Below are 17,662 nucleotides of genomic sequence, written 5' to 3'. Positions count from 1 at the left end.
GTCCATGGGATCACGGGTCCCGTCCGAGGCCCCGTGATCGTCCCCCGCTGGACGCCGCGCTTACTTCACGCGCGGCAGTTCGTTGAACTGGTGGAACGGAGGCGGCGAGCTGACCGTCCATTCCAGCGTGGTCGCCGACTCACCCCAGTAGCTGGCGCCGACGCGCTGGCCGCGGGTGATCGTGTAGAGCGCGATGCCGACGAACAGGACCGCGGCGGCGAACGAGATGTAGGAGCCCACCGACGAGACCATGTTCCACCCGGCATAGGCATCCGGATAGTCCGGGATACGGCGCGGCATGCCGGCCAGACCCAGGAAGTGCTGCGGGAAGAACGTCAGGTTGACGCCGACGAAGGTCATCCAGAAATGCACCTTGCCCCAGAACTCCGGATACTGACGGCCCGACATCTTGCCGATCCAGTAGTAGAAACCGGCGAAGATCGAAAAGAGCGCGCCCAGCGACAGCACATAATGGAAATGCGCGACGACGTAGTAGGTGTCGTGCAGGACGATGTCCATGCCGCCATTCGCCAGCACGACGCCGGTGACGCCGCCCACGGTGAACAGGAAGATGAAGCCGATGGCCCACAGCATGGGGGTCTTCATCTCGATGGAGCCGCCCCACATGGTGGCGATCCAGGAGAAGATCTTGATGCCGGTCGGCACCGCGATGATCATCGTCGCGGCCGTGAAGTAGGCCCGGGTGTCCACGTCGAGGCCGACGGTGAACATGTGGTGGGCCCATACGACGAAGCCGACGACGCCGATCGCGACCATGGCGTAGGCCATGCCCAGATAGCCGAAGATCGGCTTCTTGGAGAAGGTCGAGATGATGTGGCTGATGATGCCGAAGCCCGGCAGGATCATGATGTAGACTTCGGGGTGGCCGAAGAACCAGAACAGATGCTGGAACAGCACCGGGTCGCCGCCGCCGGCCGGATCGAAGAAGGTGGTGCCGAAGTTGCGGTCGGTCAGCAGCATGGTGATGGCGCCGCCCAGCACGGGGACCGCCAGCAGCAGCAGGAAGCCGGTGACCAGCATCGCCCAGGCGAACAGCGGCATCTTGTGCAGCGTCATGCCCGGGGCGCGCATGTTGAAGATGGTGGTGATGAAGTTGATGGCGCCCAGGATCGACGAGGCGCCGGCCAGGTGCAGGGCGAAGATCGCCATGTCGACCGACGGCCCGGGATGCCCCACGGCCGAGCTGAGCGGCGGATAGATGGTCCAGCCCGTCCCCGCCCCGGTGCCGACGAAGGCGGAGCCGAGCAGCAGCAGGAAGGCCGGGACCAGCAGCCAGAAGCTGATGTTGTTCAGCCGGGGGAAGGCCATGTCGGGCGCGCCGATCATGAGCGGCACGAACCAGTTGCCGAAGCCGCCGATCAGCGCCGGCATGACCACGAAGAACACCATGATCAGGCCGTGGGCCGAGATGATGACGTTCCACAGCTGGCCGTCGGATACGATCTGGCTGCCCGGAGCCTGGAGCTCCATGCGCATGATCACCGAGAACAGGCCGCCGATCAGGCCGGCGATGATCGAGAAGATGATGTAGAGAGTGCCGATGTCTTTATGGTTGGTCGAAAAGAACCACCGCGCGACGAAACCCGGCTTGTGGTCGTGGCCGTGATCGTCGTGGGCGGATGCTCCGGTCGCTCCGTGAGCCATGGTGCTAGTCCCTTACCCTCGGGTTGTCGTTGCGCGGGCGGCGCGGCCTGAGGCCTGCGCAGTGCCGCCGCGCTGAGTGTTCCTGGTACCGGTCATTCCTGCGCGGCGGGGGCCGGAATGGCCGGCGCCTGGGCGACCTGGACCGCCGGAGCCTTCGGGGCGTTGGAGGCGAACTCCTCCTTGGCCTCGACCAGCCACTGGGCGAACCGCTCCTTGGAGACCGCCTCGATCGCGATCGGCATGTAGCCGTGGTTGGTGCCGCAGATCTCCGAGCACTGGCCGTAATAGACGCCTTCGCGGTCGATCCGCGCCCAGGTCTCGTTCAGGCGGCCCGGGATGGCGTCCTTCTTGATGCCGAGAGCCGGCATGGCCCAGCTGTGCAGCACGTCGCCCGCGGTGACGATGATGCGGATGTTGGTGTCGACCGGCAGCACGATCCGGTTGTCCACCTCGAGCAGGCGGCGCTGGCCGGGCTGGATGTCCTCGTCCGGGATCATGTAGCTGCTGAACGTCAGGTCCTCATGGTCGGGATACTGGTATTCCCAGTACCACTGGTGGCCGATGACCTTGAGGGTCATCTCGGCGTTCTCGGTCTTGTCCATGAAGTACAGGACCTTGAACGACGGCACCGCGATCACGACCAGGATGACCACCGGCAGCACGGTCCAGGCGACTTCCAGGATCGTGTTGTGGGAGGTCCTGGTCGGGTTCGGGTTGGCCTTGGCGTTGAAGCGGACCATGACGTAGATGAGCAGCGCCAGCACCAGCAGGGTGATGCCGGTGATGACAACCAGGAGCAGATTGTGGAAGTCCGTCAGCTGCTCCTTGACGGGGGAGGCCGACGCCTGGAGGCCGAGCTGCCAGGAGTACGGCTCCCCGACAGCGGGTTGACCCTGGGCCAGGGCGGCACCGGCGCTGCCGAATACGGAAAACAAAAAGGCCGTCAAGACGGCGCCTATCCTGTGCACATTCATCCCTAACCACTCTTCCTTGCGGCGGAGCCGCCCGCTCCGCATGTCTGACGAAACCCGTCCCCCGCTTCGCGCAGGGTGATTCTTGTGGCCGGCCCCCTCCGGTCGCCCCGGGGAAAGCACGGATGATCCGCATGCCCCGGCGCCGGAGACCGCCGTGCGGCTGAACATACCTGTTTGTTCATGACCTGATCAACCGGCGCTCCCGATCAGGGAGGTACATATCGTCGCAGGTGCGCCCGGATTGATCCCGCTCAAAGATCATTGTTTTTACATACGCGCTCGACATCCCCGGCGTCAACTTGACGCAGCGGACCGATCCGTCTGATTTGGCTATACTTTTTGCCTAATCCGAGGATCCTTGGCGAGACTGGCGCGGTTCGGCGGAAGGGCGGGATGGCAGCATCCATGATGACGCACACGGTGCGCGCTTTCGCCGCATGCCGGCTGGGGAGGACTCGGGCATTCAACCCGCCCCGTGATCGGACTCGGGGACACGATATCTTTATGAGTATGCTCGGCGCGGGCGGCCGGGCGCCCGCAGTCGCAACATGCCGTTGATAGAGACCAGTCCATGGCCAAGAAGACCGAAGCCGAAGCCATCGTCAACCAGCTGTCCTTCGCCGTGAAGGAGCTTTCCACGGTCGCCGAGCGCCTGCGCCAGGCGGGCTATCCCGAGATCGGCGACGAGATCCGGACTCTGGCGAACAGCGGCAGCTTCTTCGCCGACGAGTTCGCCCGCCTGTCCCGCGAGCGGGCATCGTGAGCGGGCGGAGCGGCGGCCGAAGTCTGCCCTACCCCGCCGGCACCCGCTCGCGGTACTTGCGGATCGCGGCGTTGACCTGGTCCGACAGTTCCCGCGGCGCGCGGTCGGGGTTGAGGCCGGCCATGATGGCGTCGGACAGGGGGCGCAGCAGGCGGAGCGCCGCCGGTTCGCTGACCCGGCCGCTGGTCACCATGCGCTGGCCCAGGTTGCGCAGTTCGGTCACCATCTCGACGAGCGCCGCATAGGGCGTGCCGGGCAGACGGTCGAGCAGGTCGTCGCAGGCCTCTATGAGGGATTCCAGGTACTCGCGGTTGGCGGCGTCGTCGTTCAGGGCGGGCGTGCCGGAGACGATCAGGCCGGCCAGGAAGGTCACCTGGAAGGCGTCGCGGCGGCGCTTCTCCTCGTCGATCTGGGACTGGGCGCGGGCGATCACCTCGTCCATGGCGGCCAGTTCGGCGGAGCGGCCCTCCGCCTTGGCGCGCAGGGTGTTGGGCACGTCGAACAGGGGGATCGAGCTGGGGCCGCGCGCCGGGTCCTTGCGCCGGTCGGGGCCGATATAGGCCGAGGTGACGATGAAGGGCTTGCGCTGGCGGACCAATGCTATCAGCCGCTCCATGACGGCATTGACCGACAGGGGCTTCACCAGCAGCCCGTCCGCCCCGCTCTCGACGATCGCGCGGACGCGGTCGTTGCTGGCGACCGAGGTGGTCATGATCACGGTGACGAAAGGATTGCTTCCCAGCTTGCCGTGGCGGATCGCGCGGACCAGCCCGCACGGGTCCTCCCCCTCCAGGTCGGCGTCGAGCACGACCACGTCGGAAGAGTCGCGCCCCTCCTCCAGCAATGCGCGGAGCGACCGGATGTCGGGAACGTCGACGATCCCCGAGAAGCCCTCCGCCTGAAGGAGGGATTTGAGGGCGATGCGGACCGAAAAATTACCCTCCCCCATCAGAATGCCGATCTTCGGCCGGTGCGCCCTGGCGATCATTCAATCAATCCACGATCGTCGCTCCCGTTGGTTCGGCAGCGGTCATATGAGTTTGGTCCTGGTCATGAGAATGACATGCCGTTCTCAGACGGCAAGCGCGACTATCGCATCTCCGGCGGGAGCAATGTCGCAGCCCGGCGGTTGAGGCAGAGGTGAAGCCGCTGCCGCGGCCGGAGCCAACAGTTCGAGGATCGGCGACATGACAGACATCAGCAGTTCCCAGATCGCCCGGCGCATGACCGCCGGCCTCTTCCCGGCTCCCCTGGCGGGCGGCCCGGGAATACCGGGATGGAACGCGGCGCGACTGGGGATCGCGTCCTTCGATACCGCGGGCGGGCGCGACGTGGCGCTGATCGCGGAGCTGAACGACCTGTTGCAACTCGATTGCGACGCGGTGGGAGCCTATACGCTGGCGATCGCGGCATTGCGCGATGGCGGCCTGCGCGACCGGCTGATCCAGTACCGCGAGGACCACGAGCGGCACATCGCCGATCTGATCGATCTGATCAGGGCGCGCGACGGCGTGCCGATCCGGCTGCCCCATTTCCCCACCGGGCTGTTCAAGCTGCTGGTCCAGGCGGGCGGATCGGCCGGAAGCCTGGCGGGCGGCGACCGCGCGGTGCTGCTGGCCTTCGTCACCAACGAGGGACAGGCCCGCGACAAGTACCGCCGCCACGCCCGGGGCGATCATCCGCCCGACGTGGAGGCGATGCTGAAGCGGGCCGCCCGCGACGAGGAGACCCATTTCGAATGGGCCTGGGATTCGCTGGACCGGCTCGGCGCCGGGCGCGGGACGCTTCCGGGGATCGCGGCCGAGAGCTTCGGCATCTTCCACGGCGCCACCGCCGATATCGTCGAGGCGGCCGGCAGGCTGGGACTGGACGTGCTGGCGCGGACCCTTCGGCGCGTCTGAACCGCGCGGGGTACCCGGGTCCGGGGGCGCGGTATCGGAGGAGTAGGCGGCAACAAGTCCCGGCGCTGCGGCGTTTGGATGCCAACGCCGACGGAGGCCCGGAGCCGGCAGGACTCCAGGGGACGGCTCCGGGCGACCAGCAAGCACGAAGAGGACATCCATGACCAGCTCGCATGAACCCGACGCGCGTCGGGGGAACTTGCGGTACTACCTGTTGGGACTGGCCGTGGTGGCGGTCATCGCGGTGATCGCGGCAATCTCCTTCGGGGTCCAGAGCAACAGGCTGGAGGAGCAGCTCGCCCAGCGCGAGCGCGAGCACCAGCAGGCCGTCGCCGCCGTGACGGGCGAGCGCGACACGGCCCGCGAGGAGCGGCAGGCCTTCCAGGGCGACCTGGAGCGGCTGCGCACCACGGTGCAGGACGAGCGCCGGCTGGCCGGCGAGGTGAACCGGCTCGGCCAGGAGATACAGGCCGCCCAGCAGCAGCTCCAGGAGCTCAACGCCCAGCGCGAAGCGGCACAGGCCCAGACCCAGGCGATCGTGCAGCAGCGCGCCGAGGCCGAGCAGCAGTCGGCCCAGGTCGCCGAGCAGTTTCGCCAGCAGACCCAGCAGCTGGAACGGACCCAGGCCCAGGTCGCCGAGGCCGGGCAGCAGCAAGCCACCCTCCGCGACCAGCTGGCCGCGATGACCGACCAGGTCGCCCAGCGGACGTCGGAGGCCGAGCAGATCGCCCAGCGCGTCGCCGAGGTCCGCCAGCAGGAGGCGCAGCTCCGCGACAGCATCGCGGCGCTCAGCCAGGAGTCAGCGACGAAGGCCGACCAGGCCGCTCAGGCCGCCCAGCAGGCGGAGGCCGCGACCGTCCAGCTCGACCAGTCACGGCAGGAGCTGAACCGGGTCCGCCAGGAACTGGCCGACGCCAACGACCAGCTCACCGGCGCCCGGCAGGAGCTGGAAAACGCCCGCCGCGAGCTGGAACAGACAGTCCAGCGGAACCAGCAGGCCGTTGCCGAGATCGAGCAGCGCCGGCAGGAGCTGGCCGGGATAACCCAGCAGATCGAGCAGCGGAACGCCGAGCTCGGCCCGGCAGACCAGCGGCTCGCCGACCTGAAGGCCCAGGCCGACGCCCAGCAGGCCCGCCTGGACGAGGTGATCGAAAGCGCCCGCCAGGCGCGCGAGGCCGAGGTGGAAGCCCGCCGCAGCGTCGCCCAGCTGAGCGACGACGTGACCGGCCGCACCGGCGAGCTCCAGGCGATCGAGCAGCGGATCCAGGAGGCCCGCCAGAACCTTCAGCAGGAGCAGCAGGGGCTGGCGCAGCTCCGCGACCAGGTGGCCGAACAGACCGCCCAACTCCAGGCACTGGAGCAGCGCCGGATGGAGGGGATCCAGCAGCCCGCCGGCGAGGCGGCCCCCCAGCAGCAGCCGGAGCAGGCGCCGGCGCAGCAGTAAGGGCGGCGATAAGGATGGTGACGTGAAAAGGCCCGCCTCCCTGACCGGGAGGCGGGCTTTCTTGCGGATGCCGCGCCGGTGTCAGGGACGGGCCCGCGGGGTCACCGTGGTGGTCGTCCCGGCACCGGCGGGAGAACCCGAACTCAGGCCCGGGCCGTTCGGCGCCTCGAACACCTTCGCGGCGTCGCGGGCCTTGATCGAAGCGGCATCGCGGCCGAGCAGGGTGTCCGGGGACGGGGCGTTGCCTTCCGGGGCGCCGGGGCGCGACGACGAGACATGCTCGTGGTGGGTATCGGGATCGACATAGTCCACCGTGTGCCGCTCCGTCCCGCCGTACCGGGGACCGCCATGGGCGGGAGCGCCGTAGTGGAACGCATCCTCGGTCAGCACGGCGTCGTCGTAATCGAACTCTTCGAGCCGACCCGCCCGCTCCGGCGTCCAGCGCTCGCGCCGCTTCTCGCTGCGCGACCCGGCGATGGCCAGCCAGGCGACGCTGATCGCCAGCAGCGCCACGGGGATCGGGTTGTCGCGCACGGTCGTCGAGAGATTCGACACGAAAGTCCGACCCTGGCCGCTGTTGCGCAGATAGCCCCAGACCTCGTCCATCATGCGGCCCGGCGAGAGACGGTCCTCGATGGCCGCCAGGGTCGCGGCGGTGTTCTGCCGGGTCTGTTCGATTTCCCGTTCGATCTGCTCAGGGGTCCTGTGGTCCGTGTTCGCCATCTCCAGCCTTCCATTGCATTGAGCCGCGGCTCTTCCTGCCGCCCTCCCCTGCAAACCACCCCGGTCCCCCGTTAGTTCCGGGTACGGCCCTCGGCGGCGGGCTGGGGCGCCAAGCGGCCGCCCTGGTCGATCCAGGAGGCATAGTTGGCATGGATCCAGGCGGGGATCATCAGGCTGGCGATGGCCAGCAGCGTGATCGCCGTCTTGGTCCCTTCGGTGAAGGGGCCGATCCTGCCGTCGAACCCGAGGATCACGTAGACCACCACCACGTGGTAGGCATAGACCTGGAGCGAATGCTTGCCGATGAAGGTCAGGAACCGCCATGTGAACAGCCGGTTCAGCAAGGTGCCGGCGGTCCGCGCGACCGGCGATTCCGCCTCGCGGCCGGCGACCAGCAGCCAGGCGATCAGGTAGGCCAGGCCCGCGAAGTTCAGCAGGTAGACGAGGGCGAACTCTCCCCGGTTGTTGTAGAGGTCGAACCGCAGCGCCATGCTGTCGGGCACGAGGCCATTGGTGAAGCCCAGCCTGAAGGCCATGAACAGCAGGACGAGCGCGATCGAGACCTTCAGCAAGTCGGTGCGCCGGGGCGAGAACCAGCGGTCCCAATCCAGCTTGCCCTGGGCGTCGGCCGCTCCCAGGAGCAGCCCGCTGACGAACACGATCTGCCAGCCGAGCGGATTGAAATGGCCGCGCAGCACGAAGCCGGGGCGAAGGTGCCGACCGTCTCCTCGACGATCCGGATCACCGGAAGATGAAGCCCCAGCTGGACCATCAGCCACAGCAGGACGCTGCCGCCCAGCACTTCGCGCCAGTAGCCGCGCGCGATCCAGCGCAGCAGCAGCGGCGACGCCACCAGATAGATGATGTATTGCGGCAGGATGTCCATGAAGGTCGGCTGGTAGAGCAGCAGGAACGCCGAGATCCCGGTCAGCGTCGGCGTCTGGTACATCTCCCACATGAAATGGCCCCACAGCGGGCGGGAATTGGGAACCAGCACCGCCAGGAACAGGATCACCGCCAGCACGACGACCGCGTAGACATAGAGTTCGTAGGCCCGGTTGAGGATCTTGGCGTCCATGAGGGACGTCTGTCCCTTCGCGATCATGCGCGTGTAGTAAAGCCCGATGATGACGCCGGAGATGAAGACGAAGCCCTGGGCATCCTGGACATAGCCCAATTCGGAATGGTTGATGCGCGCAAGCAGTAGCTCGCCCTGGAACGGCAAATGATTAAGCATCATAAATACAAGAAAATAACCGCGCAAACCGTCGAGGATTGCAAAACGCTTCATGGCACTCTCCACGGCCGGGGCGACTGCATTCTAATAGTAGGGATTTTCATGTGTACCGGCTGGATGAACCGGCGTTGATCATGTTTATTCCTGAAATGGTCTTTCAATACCCCTTTCAGTTCAGAAGACGACGAAAGGATTGAGCGAAATAGCCCGCGCCTGAAGGGAACAATTCCCCTTCTCCGGACGTTTTTGCAGGTTGCGCATCGGCAACAGTGCCGAGGGGAATGACCCGCGTCCCCCGCAATTCACACTTTGACCATAATTGGAAACGATACGCTCTGCCGTCAGCCGGGCAGCCCGCCAGGCTTCATGACAGCTTCACAGCAACAGCAGCCGAGCGAGCGCTTCCAAACCATGGTCAAGCACGTCTTCCCCGCAGTTCTATCTGGTATACTTGGATTTGCCTTGATGGCAGGGAGCGCCTGGGCCCAGGCCCCCGAGCAATGCGCCGCCCCGTCGCTGGTGGTCCCCGCCTCGGCGCGCGAGTTGCCGCGCACCGGCGCGGCGCTCAGCCGCAAGCAGGATCTGCGCATCGTCGCGGTCGGCTCGTCGAGCACCCAGGGAACGGGCAGCTCGGGACCGGCCATGACCTATCCGGCGCAGCTCGACCGGATCCTGGAGACCCGCTTTCCCGGCGCGAAGATCGAGGTGGTGAACAGGGGGATCGGGGGCGAGAGGGCGGCCGGGACCCTGGCCCGGCTGGATCGGGACGTGCTGGCGCTGAAGCCCGACCTGGTGATCTGGCAACTCGGCACCAACGACGCGCTGGGCAAGGTCGACGCGAAGGTCTTCGGCATGCAAGCGATGGAGGGTATCCGGCGCATCCGGGAAACGGGCGCCGACCTGATGCTGCTGGAGCCGCAGTTCCTGCCAAAGCAGGCGGGCAACGCGACCTACGCCGCCTTTGTGGACGCGGTCCGCGCCCTGGGAGCCGCGCACGGCATTCCGGTGTTCCGCCGCAACGAGGTGATGAAGCACTGGCTGGACAGCAAGCAGTTCACCCCGGCCACCATGCTGTCGAGCGACCAAGTGCACATGACCGACGCGAGCTACCGTTGCCTCGCGGAACTGATGGCCAACGCCATCGTCCCGGCGGCGATGCCGGCCGTCCAACCACCGGCCGGTCAGACGATCAAGGTGCTGAGCGGTCCGAACGCGGTGCGCAGCGCCGAAACGCCCAGGTAGAACACGGCGCCGACGAACCCCCAGCAGGCGACCGCAGCGGTCAGCGCCAGGATCGCCTGCATTTGTACGGGCAGCTGCTCCTCGGGGCCTTCCGAAAACCGCGACATCATGCGCTCGCCGGCGATCCGGCGTATCAGGACGTTCATGTCGAATCCGAATCCGTTCTTCATTTCGATCCTCCCCCTTGCTGGGCGATGCTAGTTATGGAAACCGTCGCGGCGGGTGTCAAAAATGTGACATTCCGGCTTCGGTCGGAAGAAATTTCGCGTAGGGAAGACAGGCGGCCGGCAACGCCGCCGGAAGCGCTTTTCTCTCTTCGGTCGTAACACCGGCTGGGTCACTGACGGACCGCGTTGCCGACCGGCTATAGTCCTGGCGGAAGCATGGGACTTCTCTCAAATGGCCGGGGCAGAAGGCCGGGGGATCAGGATATGTTGGGGATCGCCGCCGTCGCAGTGCCGATGGGATTCCTGTTCGGCTCGGGCTGCGCCGACCAGCCGATCGTGGTGGAGCTGTTCACCTCGGAAGGATGCTCGTCGTCGCCGGCGGCCGACGTGCTGCTGAACGAGCTGGCCGGCCGGCCCGACGTTCTGGCGCTGTCTTTCCATGTGGATTGCTGGGACGATTTCGGCTGGGCCGACCCGTTCGCCACGGACTGGGCGACCCGGCGCCAGCGCGACTACAACGACGCCCTCGGCCGATCCTCCGTCTATACGCCGCAGATGGTGATCGACGGATCGGCCGAGGTGTTCGGCGCCAACGCCCGCCTGGTCGGCCAGGCCGTCGCGGCGCGGCGCGCGGCGCACGGGGAGGCACGGCGGAGCAGGATCGGCATCGGCCTGCGGGAGCAGGCCGGCGGGCTGGACATCACGGTTCCCGCCGGCCACCGGAGGCGCGAGACCCGCATCCTGGCGGTCCGTTACGACCTGCGACGCGGCGTCCTGGTGAAGGCGGGCGAGAACCGCGGCCGCCGGCTGTCCCACAGCCATGTGGTGCGCGACATGACCGATCTGGGCCCCTGGACCGGCGACGCCTGCCGGCTGCGCGCGCTTCCGGCCCCGGCCGGCCAGGGCGTGGCCGTGCTGGTCCAGGAGCTTGACGAGGCGGGCCGTCCGGCCGCCATCCTGGGCGCCGCGCGGCAGGAGCGCAGCCTGCTGGGCGTCGGCGCCAACCCGCGGGAAGCAGTCGCCCGCATGATCCGGGCGAGCCGCGGCGGCGGGGCGACGCCGCTTTAGCAGGCCCTTCCGGCCCCGGAAGAACCCAGGAACTTCTCCAGCAGGGCGCGGGCGGCCGCGGTCGGGGTCGTCTCGGCATGGGTCACCGCCTGCTCGGCGCGGGGAAGTTCCGCGCGGACGGCGGGGTGGCGGCGGAAGGCGTCGGTCAGGGTTTCGCCGATCTCGCTCCACATCCAGGCGCGCGCCTGCTCGGCCCGGCGGGCGTCCAGGGCGCCGGAGGCTGACAGGGTGCCGCGGTAGCGGCCGACGGTCTCCCAGATCTCCGGCACGCCGGTTCCGGTCGCGGCCGAGCAGGTCAGCACCGGCACCTTCCAGTCCTTCGACGGGGAGCGCAGCAGCGCCAGCGCGTGCCGGTATTCGGCGACGGCGTGGCGGGCCGCGTCGACCAGGGTGCCGTCGGCCTTGTTGACCACGATCAGGTCGGCCAGCTCGACGATCCCCTTCTTGATTCCCTGGAGCTCGTCGCCGCCGCCGGGCAGCAGCAGGAGCATGAACAGGTCGACCATGTCGGCCACGGCGGTCTCCGACTGGCCGACGCCGACCGTCTCGACCACGACGACGTCGTAGCCGGCCGCCTCGCAGGCCAGCATCGCTTCGCGGGTGCGCCGGGCGACGCCGCCCAGGGTGCCGCCGCTGGGCGACGGCCGGATGAACGCGGAAGTGTTGCGGGTCAGCTCCTCCATCCGGGTCTTGTCGCCCAGGATCGAGCCGCCGGTGCGCTGGGAGGACGGGTCCACCGCCAGCACGGCGATCCGGTGGCCCTGCCCGATCACGTGCAGGCCGAAGGTCTCGATGAAGGTGGACTTGCCGACGCCCGGCACGCCCGAGATGCCGATCCGCACCGACCTGCCGGTATGGGGCAGCAGCTCGGCCAGAAGCGCCTCGGCCCGCTCGCGGTGGTCGGGCCGGCTCGACTCGATCATGGTGATGGCGCGCGCCAGGGCGCGCCGGTCGCCCGACCGGATCGCCTCCGCGCTTTCGGCGGCGGACGGAACGGCGGTGCGGGAGGCGGAGGAGGATCGGCGCATCATGGCTTCAACCTACAGGGCGGCGCGGAGGCGCTCAAGCGGCCGGCGCCGCCTGGACCTCAAGCTTGGACTGCGAAACAGAGGACTGAGGAAGCCCGTCCTGGGCGGGGACGGTGCGCCAGGGCGGGAATTCCACCCGCGCGGTGGTCCCGCAGCCGACCTTGCTCTCCAGCACCAGCCGGCCCTGGTGCAGGTTGGCGATCGCGTTGACCAGCGACAGGCCGAGACCGGTGCCGCCGACTTGTCGGGTCAGACTGTTGTCCACCTGGTAGAACGGTTCCAGCACGCGGGCGAGGTGCTCTTCCGCGATGCCGATGCCGGTGTCCTGGACCTCGATCGCGACGCCGCCGTCCTTCAGGGCCAGGGTGCGGCAGGTGACGGTGCCGCCGGCGGGCGTGAACTTCACCGCGTTGGACAGCAGGTTGACGACGATCTGCCGCACCGCGCGGGCATCGGCATGGAGATTGGGCGCCATCGCCGGGATCTGCCGGTCGAGCAGGACGTCGCCCCGGCGGGCCAGGTCGGAGATCATCGAGCAGCACCGCGCCACCAGCGAGCCGAGATCGATCAGGTCCTCGTTTATCGTGCGCCGCCCGGCCTCGATCTTGGAGATGTCGAGCAGGTCGCTGATCAGTGACAGCAGGTGCTCGCCGGCGTGGCGGATGTCGTTGACGTATTCCTTGTACTTGGAGTCGCCCAGCGGTCCGAACAGCTCGTCGGCCAGCAGTTCGGAAAACCCGATGATCGCGTTGAGCGGCGTGCGCAGCTCGTGGCTCATGTTGGCCAGGAAAGCCGATTTGGAGCGGCTGGCGACCAGCGCCTGGTCGCGCGCGGTGCGCAGCGCCTCTTCCGTCCGGCGGTGGCTGGTGATGTCCTGGAACACCCAGGCCGACAGGGCGGTGCCGTCGTCCTCGGTATCGACCTTGAGCAGCGACCGCCGGCTGATCGAGACGGTGCGCTCGCCGACGGCGGACGCCGTCAGGGTCGTCTCCGCGCTGGCGCCCGGAATCATGGCGCGGATCGCCGGGGGCACGCCGAGCAGGCTCAGCACGTCGTCGATCCGACGGCCGGCGACCTCGTCCGGGACGATGTCGAAGATGCGCCGGAATTCCCGGTTCATGGTGAACGCGTGGAAGACAGAGTTCCCGGCCGCCCGGCGCGCCACCAGCACCGCCCCCGGCAGCACGTCGATCAGGCCGTGGACGGCGGGCTCGTCGAACCGGGTCCAGGCATGGAAGCGCCGGATGTCGCCCACCAGCCGGTCGGTCAGCCGGTCCGCGCCGCCCGCCGCGGCGACCAGCCGCCCGGGCAGTTCCCCCAGCCGTCCACCACCTCGGGCGACCAGGGCGGACAGCGGCCCGTGACGGTCTGGCGCCAGCGCTCGAAGCTCTTGCGCGGGCTGAGCCGGCCGGCGTCGGCGGAGGCCGGCTTCTGCGGATCGCCGCCCCAGAAGATCTCCTGGACCACCTCCCGCCGGAAGGCGAGCGCCACCAGCCGCGGCTGCGCCGCGATCTCGACCATGAGCAATCCGGCGACGGTCTCGTCGAAGGCGCTCGCCTGCGGCTCCAGCTCGTCCAGGCAGTCGGTGGCGACCACGGCGCCGCCGGTCCCGGAGGGCGCGGAAGCGCCGTGGCGCTCGACCAGGTGGCGGATCTCGTGGGTGTCCGGCGTGCGGCCGAACGCGGCCACCGCGCCGTCCACATAGAGGGCCACGCCGTCGGCCATGCCGAGGTCGCGCAGGCCGCGGTCGCCGCAGAGCAGCGCCGCGACGCTGTCCCGTCCGCTGTCGAAGACGCCTTCCAGCGCCGCCAGGCGGGCCTCGGTGCGCCGGCGGGCCTGGGCGATGTCGGCGGCGATGCTGCGCTCGAGCGCTCCGGCGGTGATCACGGCGATGCGGGAAAGCAGGTCGCGCGTCCCGGCGCCGCTCCGCCGCCCGGTCGGGTGGTGGCAGGCGATCAAGCCCCATAGCCGACCCTCGACCATGAGCGAGGCGACCAGGGTGGCGCCGACGCCCATGTTGCGCAGATACTCCAGATGGATCGGCGAGACCGTCCGCAGGTTGCTTCGGCCCAGGTCGACCGGCCGGGCCGCGTCGCGCCCGGCGGGGTCGGCGACCAGCGGCACCACCTCGCCATGGACGTCGGCGATGGACCGCAGCAGGCTCACGCGGTAGAGTTCGCGCGCCTGCGCCGGGATGTCGCTGGCCGGGAAATGGAGGCCCAGGTAGGCCGGCTCGACGGCGTGCCTGACCTCGGCGATGACATCCCCGCTCCAGTCCGGCAGGAAGCGGTACACCATCACCCGGTCGAACCCGGTGGACCGCGAGACCAGGTCCGCCGTCCACCGGGCGATGTCGTATCGGGTGGCGCAGCCTTCGAGGCGTTCGATGAAGCCGGCGAGATCCGCCGGCCCGGCACCGCCCGGAGCATCCTCGCCGGGCGGTTCGAGCTCGAGCAGCGCCCGGCCGTCATGGCGATGGAAGCGGGCCTCCAGCACCGGCCGGCCGGCGGGAGGCTCGAAGTCGAAGCGGACCGCCGGATCGGCGCCGCACGCCCCTTCCGCGAGGGCCGCCCGCAGCGCCGCGGCGCCGGCCGGGCAACTCCGCTCCAGCGGGAAACCCAGCACCTCCTCCAGGGCGACGCCCAGGTACCGGGCCAGGTTGGCCGCCGCGTGGGTGACGGTCAGGTCCGGTTCCGCGAGCACCAGCAGCGTGCCGTGCGCCTGGACCGCGCCGGGAATATGGATCGGTTCCCGCGCGCAATCGCTGAGCGACGGCGCCTCGGGCGCCGGGACCGCGGTCGGGACTTGATCGGTCATGGTCGAGGGGTTCCGCAGGAATCGCGAAGCCGGTCGAGCCAGCGTTCGAGGGCGGCGAACGTCGATTCCGCCGCCTCGACCGCTTCCCGGCAGGTGTCTTCGGTGGTGATGAAACGATCCAGCAGCACCTGGAGCGACCGGCGTTCCGCCGCCAGGTCGATGCCGGCGGAAGCGAAATAGGCGGCGCCCCGGTCGGGGCCGACGCCAAGGCTGCGCTGGAGATGGGGCAGCATCGCCCGGCCCCCGTGGGCCGAACCGTCCAGCACCCAGCGGCAGCCGAGCCGGGCCGCCGCCGTGGCGGGGCGCGGCAGGTCCCCGGCGAGCGGCGGCTCCGGCCTGTCCGCGCCGTCCTCCGCGAGGCTTCCCAAGTCGGCGGCCAGCAGCGGGGCCCGGGCGGTCCTGCCCTCGGCTTCGGCGCCGAGCAGCGGCTCCATCGGGATGACGAAGCCGTACAGCGCGCGCACCGCGCCCAGATAGCCTTCCGGTGCCGGGTGGCGTTGCGTGAGCGGGCGCAGGACGGGGTGGAGATGCAGTCTTTCATGCACCGGCCACGTGGCCTCCCTCATCCGCCGCACCACGCTTTCGACAAGGGGCGGAACGGGCTGTTCAACAGTCCGGGTACGGGAAGGCACTGTTTCAACCATCAAACAAGGTTACATTATGAAGAGTTGGTACGCACGGCGAATTCGATACTTCCGATCGGGGCAACTTGACGCTGGGCGGGGCCGGCGACCTTTTCCGCAAGTCACCGGTTCAGTAGGTCACCGGCATGCGCTCCACCGCCTTCTCCCCGGCGGCCTCCTGCTGACGGGTCCACATGGCGGCATAGGCGCCGCCGCGGGCCAGCAGGTCGGCGTGGCGCCCGCGCTCGACGATGCGGCCGTCCTCCAGCACGATGATCTCGTCGGCGTCGATCACGGTGGACAGCCGGTGCGCGATCACCAGGGTGGTGCGGCCCCGGCTGACCTCGCGCAGGTTGGCCTGGATCTCGCGCTCGGTGTGGGTGTCGAGCGCCGAGGTCGCCTCGTCGAACAGCAGGATCGCGGGCTGCTTCAGGATGGTCCGCGCGATCGCGACGCGCTGCTTCTCGCCGCCCGACAGCTTCAGCCCGCGTTCCCCGACCATGGTCTTGTAGCCGTCGGGCAGCCTCGTGACGAAGTCGTGGATGTGGGCGAGGCGGGCGGCTTGCTCGACCTCCTCCACCGTGGCGCCCGGGCGCCCGTAGGCGATGTTGTAGAAGATCGTGTCGTTGAACAGCACCGTGTCCTGGGGAACGATGCCGATCGAGGCGCGGAGCGACGCCTGGGTCACCCGCGCTATGTCCTGCCCGTCGATCAGGATGCGGCCGGCGCCCGGATCGTAGAACCGGAACAGCAGCCGGCTGATGGTGGACTTGCCGGCGCCGCTGGGACCGACGATCGCGACGGTGCGGCCGGCGGGCACGGCCAGCGACACGCCCTTGAGGATCGGGCGCCGGGGATCGTAGCCGAATTCCACCCCTTCGAACGCGACGGTGGCGCCCTCCACGGACAGCGGCCTCGAGTCATCAGCGTCGGCGACCTCCCGGTCGATGTCGAGCAGTTCGAACATCTTCTCCATGTCGGCGAGGCTCTGCTTGATCTCGCGGTAGACGAAGCCGAAGAAGTTGAGCGGCTGGTAGAGCTGGAGCAGGTAGGTGTTGACCAGCACGAAGTCGCCCAGCGTCATGGTCCCGGTCATGATGCCGCGCGCCGCCATGTACATCACGATGGTCAGCCCGACCGAGATGATCGCCGCCTGGCCGATGTTCAGCAGGGACAGGCTGGTCTGGCTGCGCACCGCGGCACTCTCGTAGGAGCGGAGCGCGCCGTCGTAGCGCCGGGCCTCGTGGTCCTCGTTGCCGAAATACTTGACCGTCTCGTAGTTGAGCAGGCTGTCGATCGCCTTGGTGTTGGCCTGGTTGTCCATCTCGTTCATCTCGCGGCGGAACTTCATCCGCCACTCGGTGATGACCAGGGTATAGGCAATGTAGGCGACCACCGTCAGGAAGGTCGCCAGCGCGAACCAGAAGTTGAACATGCCCCACAGGATCGCGCAGACCAGCAGGATCTCCAGCAGGGTCGGCAGGATGTTGAACAGCATGAAGGACAGCAGCGTCTGGATCGCCCGCGTGCCCCGCTCGATCGAGCGCGACAGCCCGCCGGTCTGGCGCTCCAGATGGAAGCGCAGCGACAGCGCGTGCAGGTGCCGGAAGACGTTGAGCGCCACCGACCGGATCGACCGCTGCGCGACCTTGGCGAAGATCGCGTCGCGCAGTTCCCCGAAGGCCAGCGCCAGAACGCGGGCGAGGCCGTAGGCCAGGATCAGCCCGATCGGCAGCGCCACCGCCGCGGCCCCCGTGGCGCCCAGCGCGTCGATCGCGTGCTTGTAGAGGATCGGGACATAGACGTTCGCCAGCTTGGCGACGATCAGGCAGGCCATCGCGGCGACGACGCGGACCCGCAACTCGGTCTCGCCGCGGGGCCAGAGATAAGGCAGCAGGGAACGGATGGTCTCCCGCTCCCCCAGCTTTTTGGCGCGGGTGAAGCGGGTCGTGTCGGTGACGCTCATGAAGGCTGGCCTGATGCGGCTGGGTCCGGAAGAGCTAACCTAGG

17 protein-coding genes are annotated in these 17,662 nt (G+C 68.6%); 5 read left to right on the top strand and 12 right to left on the bottom strand.

Annotated features, from left to right (window positions below; all coding sequences use genetic code 11):
• Positions 1-60: 60 nt before the first annotated feature.
• A complete protein-coding gene (gene ctaD, locus DPR14_RS01680) occupies positions 61-1,665 on the bottom strand; it encodes a cytochrome c oxidase subunit I (RefSeq protein ID WP_158043619.1) in 1,605 nt (534 codons plus the stop codon).
• A gap of 92 nt (positions 1,666-1,757) precedes the next feature.
• Complete coding sequence (coxB, locus tag DPR14_RS01675) at positions 1,758-2,612, bottom strand: cytochrome c oxidase subunit II (protein ID WP_343038693.1); 855 nt, start codon at positions 2,610-2,612, stop codon at positions 1,758-1,760.
• Positions 2,613-3,210: 598 nt separating this feature from the next.
• Between coxB and DPR14_RS01670 the strand changes: the two genes are divergently transcribed.
• Positions 3,211-3,402, top strand: coding sequence for a hypothetical protein (locus DPR14_RS01670; RefSeq protein WP_158043617.1), 192 nt, complete (start codon positions 3,211-3,213; stop codon positions 3,400-3,402).
• Positions 3,403-3,430: 28 nt separating this feature from the next.
• On the opposite strand, the gene DPR14_RS01665 is transcribed toward DPR14_RS01670, so the two are convergent.
• A complete protein-coding gene (locus DPR14_RS01665; RefSeq protein ID WP_158043616.1) occupies positions 3,431-4,390 on the bottom strand; it encodes a response regulator in 960 nt (319 codons plus the stop codon).
• A 199-nt stretch (positions 4,391-4,589) separates the two neighbouring features.
• Between DPR14_RS01665 and DPR14_RS01660 the strand changes: the two genes are divergently transcribed.
• Positions 4,590-5,303: a ferritin-like domain-containing protein gene (locus DPR14_RS01660; RefSeq protein WP_158043615.1), complete on the top strand. Its 714-nt coding sequence runs from the start codon at positions 4,590-4,592 to the stop codon at positions 5,301-5,303.
• Positions 5,304-5,463: 160 nt separating this feature from the next.
• The gene (locus DPR14_RS01655; RefSeq protein WP_158043614.1) at positions 5,464-6,747 is read left to right on the top strand and encodes a coiled-coil domain-containing protein; all 1,284 of its coding nucleotides are present in this window, start codon (positions 5,464-5,466) and stop codon (positions 6,745-6,747) included.
• Between the two features lie 81 nt (positions 6,748-6,828).
• Here DPR14_RS01655 and DPR14_RS01650 read toward each other — a convergent pair whose 3' ends face one another.
• The 3 genes from DPR14_RS01650 to opgC (DPR14_RS28590) all read right to left on the bottom strand — a co-directional run bounded on the left by DPR14_RS01650 (position 6,829) and on the right by opgC (DPR14_RS28590) (position 8,761).
• Positions 6,829-7,470 (bottom strand): DUF3618 domain-containing protein, encoded by a 642-nt coding sequence (locus DPR14_RS01650; RefSeq protein WP_158043613.1) that lies wholly within the window; start codon positions 7,468-7,470, stop codon positions 6,829-6,831.
• A 71-nt stretch (positions 7,471-7,541) separates the two neighbouring features.
• Positions 7,542-8,129, bottom strand: coding sequence for an OpgC domain-containing protein (gene opgC, locus DPR14_RS28595; RefSeq protein WP_192499223.1), 588 nt, complete (start codon positions 8,127-8,129; stop codon positions 7,542-7,544).
• Positions 8,036-8,761 carry an OpgC domain-containing protein gene (gene opgC, locus DPR14_RS28590; protein ID WP_158043611.1) on the bottom strand — a complete coding sequence of 242 codons (726 nt, stop codon included), beginning with the start codon at positions 8,759-8,761 and terminating at the stop codon, positions 8,036-8,038. The genes opgC (DPR14_RS28595) and opgC (DPR14_RS28590) overlap by 94 nt, the downstream gene beginning before the upstream one ends.
• A 411-nt stretch (positions 8,762-9,172) precedes the next feature.
• On the opposite strand from opgC (DPR14_RS28590), the gene DPR14_RS01635 reads away from it, so the two are divergent.
• A complete protein-coding gene (locus DPR14_RS01635; RefSeq protein ID WP_192499222.1) occupies positions 9,173-9,949 on the top strand; it encodes an SGNH/GDSL hydrolase family protein in 777 nt (258 codons plus the stop codon).
• Here the strand turns inward: DPR14_RS01635 and DPR14_RS01630 are convergent.
• Positions 9,889-10,119 carry a hypothetical protein gene (locus DPR14_RS01630; RefSeq protein ID WP_158043609.1) on the bottom strand — a complete coding sequence of 77 codons (231 nt, stop codon included), beginning with the start codon at positions 10,117-10,119 and terminating at the stop codon, positions 9,889-9,891. The two genes, DPR14_RS01635 and DPR14_RS01630, sit on opposite strands and share 61 nt — an antisense overlap.
• A gap of 261 nt (positions 10,120-10,380) precedes the next feature.
• Between DPR14_RS01630 and DPR14_RS01625 the strand changes: the two genes are divergently transcribed.
• Positions 10,381-11,184 carry a DUF1223 domain-containing protein gene (locus tag DPR14_RS01625; RefSeq protein WP_192499221.1) on the top strand — a complete coding sequence of 268 codons (804 nt, stop codon included), beginning with the start codon at positions 10,381-10,383 and terminating at the stop codon, positions 11,182-11,184.
• On the opposite strand, the gene meaB is transcribed toward DPR14_RS01625, so the two are convergent.
• The 5 genes from meaB to DPR14_RS01600 form a co-directional block, all read right to left on the bottom strand.
• A complete protein-coding gene (gene meaB / locus DPR14_RS01620) occupies positions 11,181-12,212 on the bottom strand; it encodes a methylmalonyl Co-A mutase-associated GTPase MeaB (RefSeq protein ID WP_158047936.1) in 1,032 nt (343 codons plus the stop codon). The two genes, DPR14_RS01625 and meaB, sit on opposite strands and share 4 nt — an antisense overlap.
• Before the next feature lie 34 nt (positions 12,213-12,246).
• Entirely contained in the window at positions 12,247-13,467 is a 1,221-nt protein-coding gene (locus DPR14_RS01615; protein WP_158043607.1) for a sensor histidine kinase, read from the bottom strand.
• Positions 13,468-13,478: 11 nt separating this feature from the next.
• Positions 13,479-15,029: a GAF domain-containing protein gene (locus DPR14_RS01610; protein WP_158043606.1), complete on the bottom strand. Its 1,551-nt coding sequence runs from the start codon at positions 15,027-15,029 to the stop codon at positions 13,479-13,481.
• Complete coding sequence (locus tag DPR14_RS01605) at positions 15,026-15,574, bottom strand: biliverdin-producing heme oxygenase (protein ID WP_158043605.1); 549 nt, start codon at positions 15,572-15,574, stop codon at positions 15,026-15,028. The genes DPR14_RS01610 and DPR14_RS01605 overlap by 4 nt, the downstream gene beginning before the upstream one ends.
• Positions 15,575-15,782: 208 nt before the next feature.
• Positions 15,783-17,618: an ABCB family ABC transporter ATP-binding protein/permease gene (locus DPR14_RS01600; RefSeq protein ID WP_158043604.1), complete on the bottom strand. Its 1,836-nt coding sequence runs from the start codon at positions 17,616-17,618 to the stop codon at positions 15,783-15,785.
• Between the last annotated feature and the right edge of the window lie 44 nt (positions 17,619-17,662).

It is taken from the genome of Skermanella pratensis (genome assembly GCF_008843145.1).
GTDB lineage: Bacteria > Pseudomonadota > Alphaproteobacteria > Azospirillales > Azospirillaceae > Skermanella > Skermanella pratensis.
Note: the sequence above shows the minus strand (reverse complement) of the source record. Positions and strands in the feature narration are given on the sequence as shown.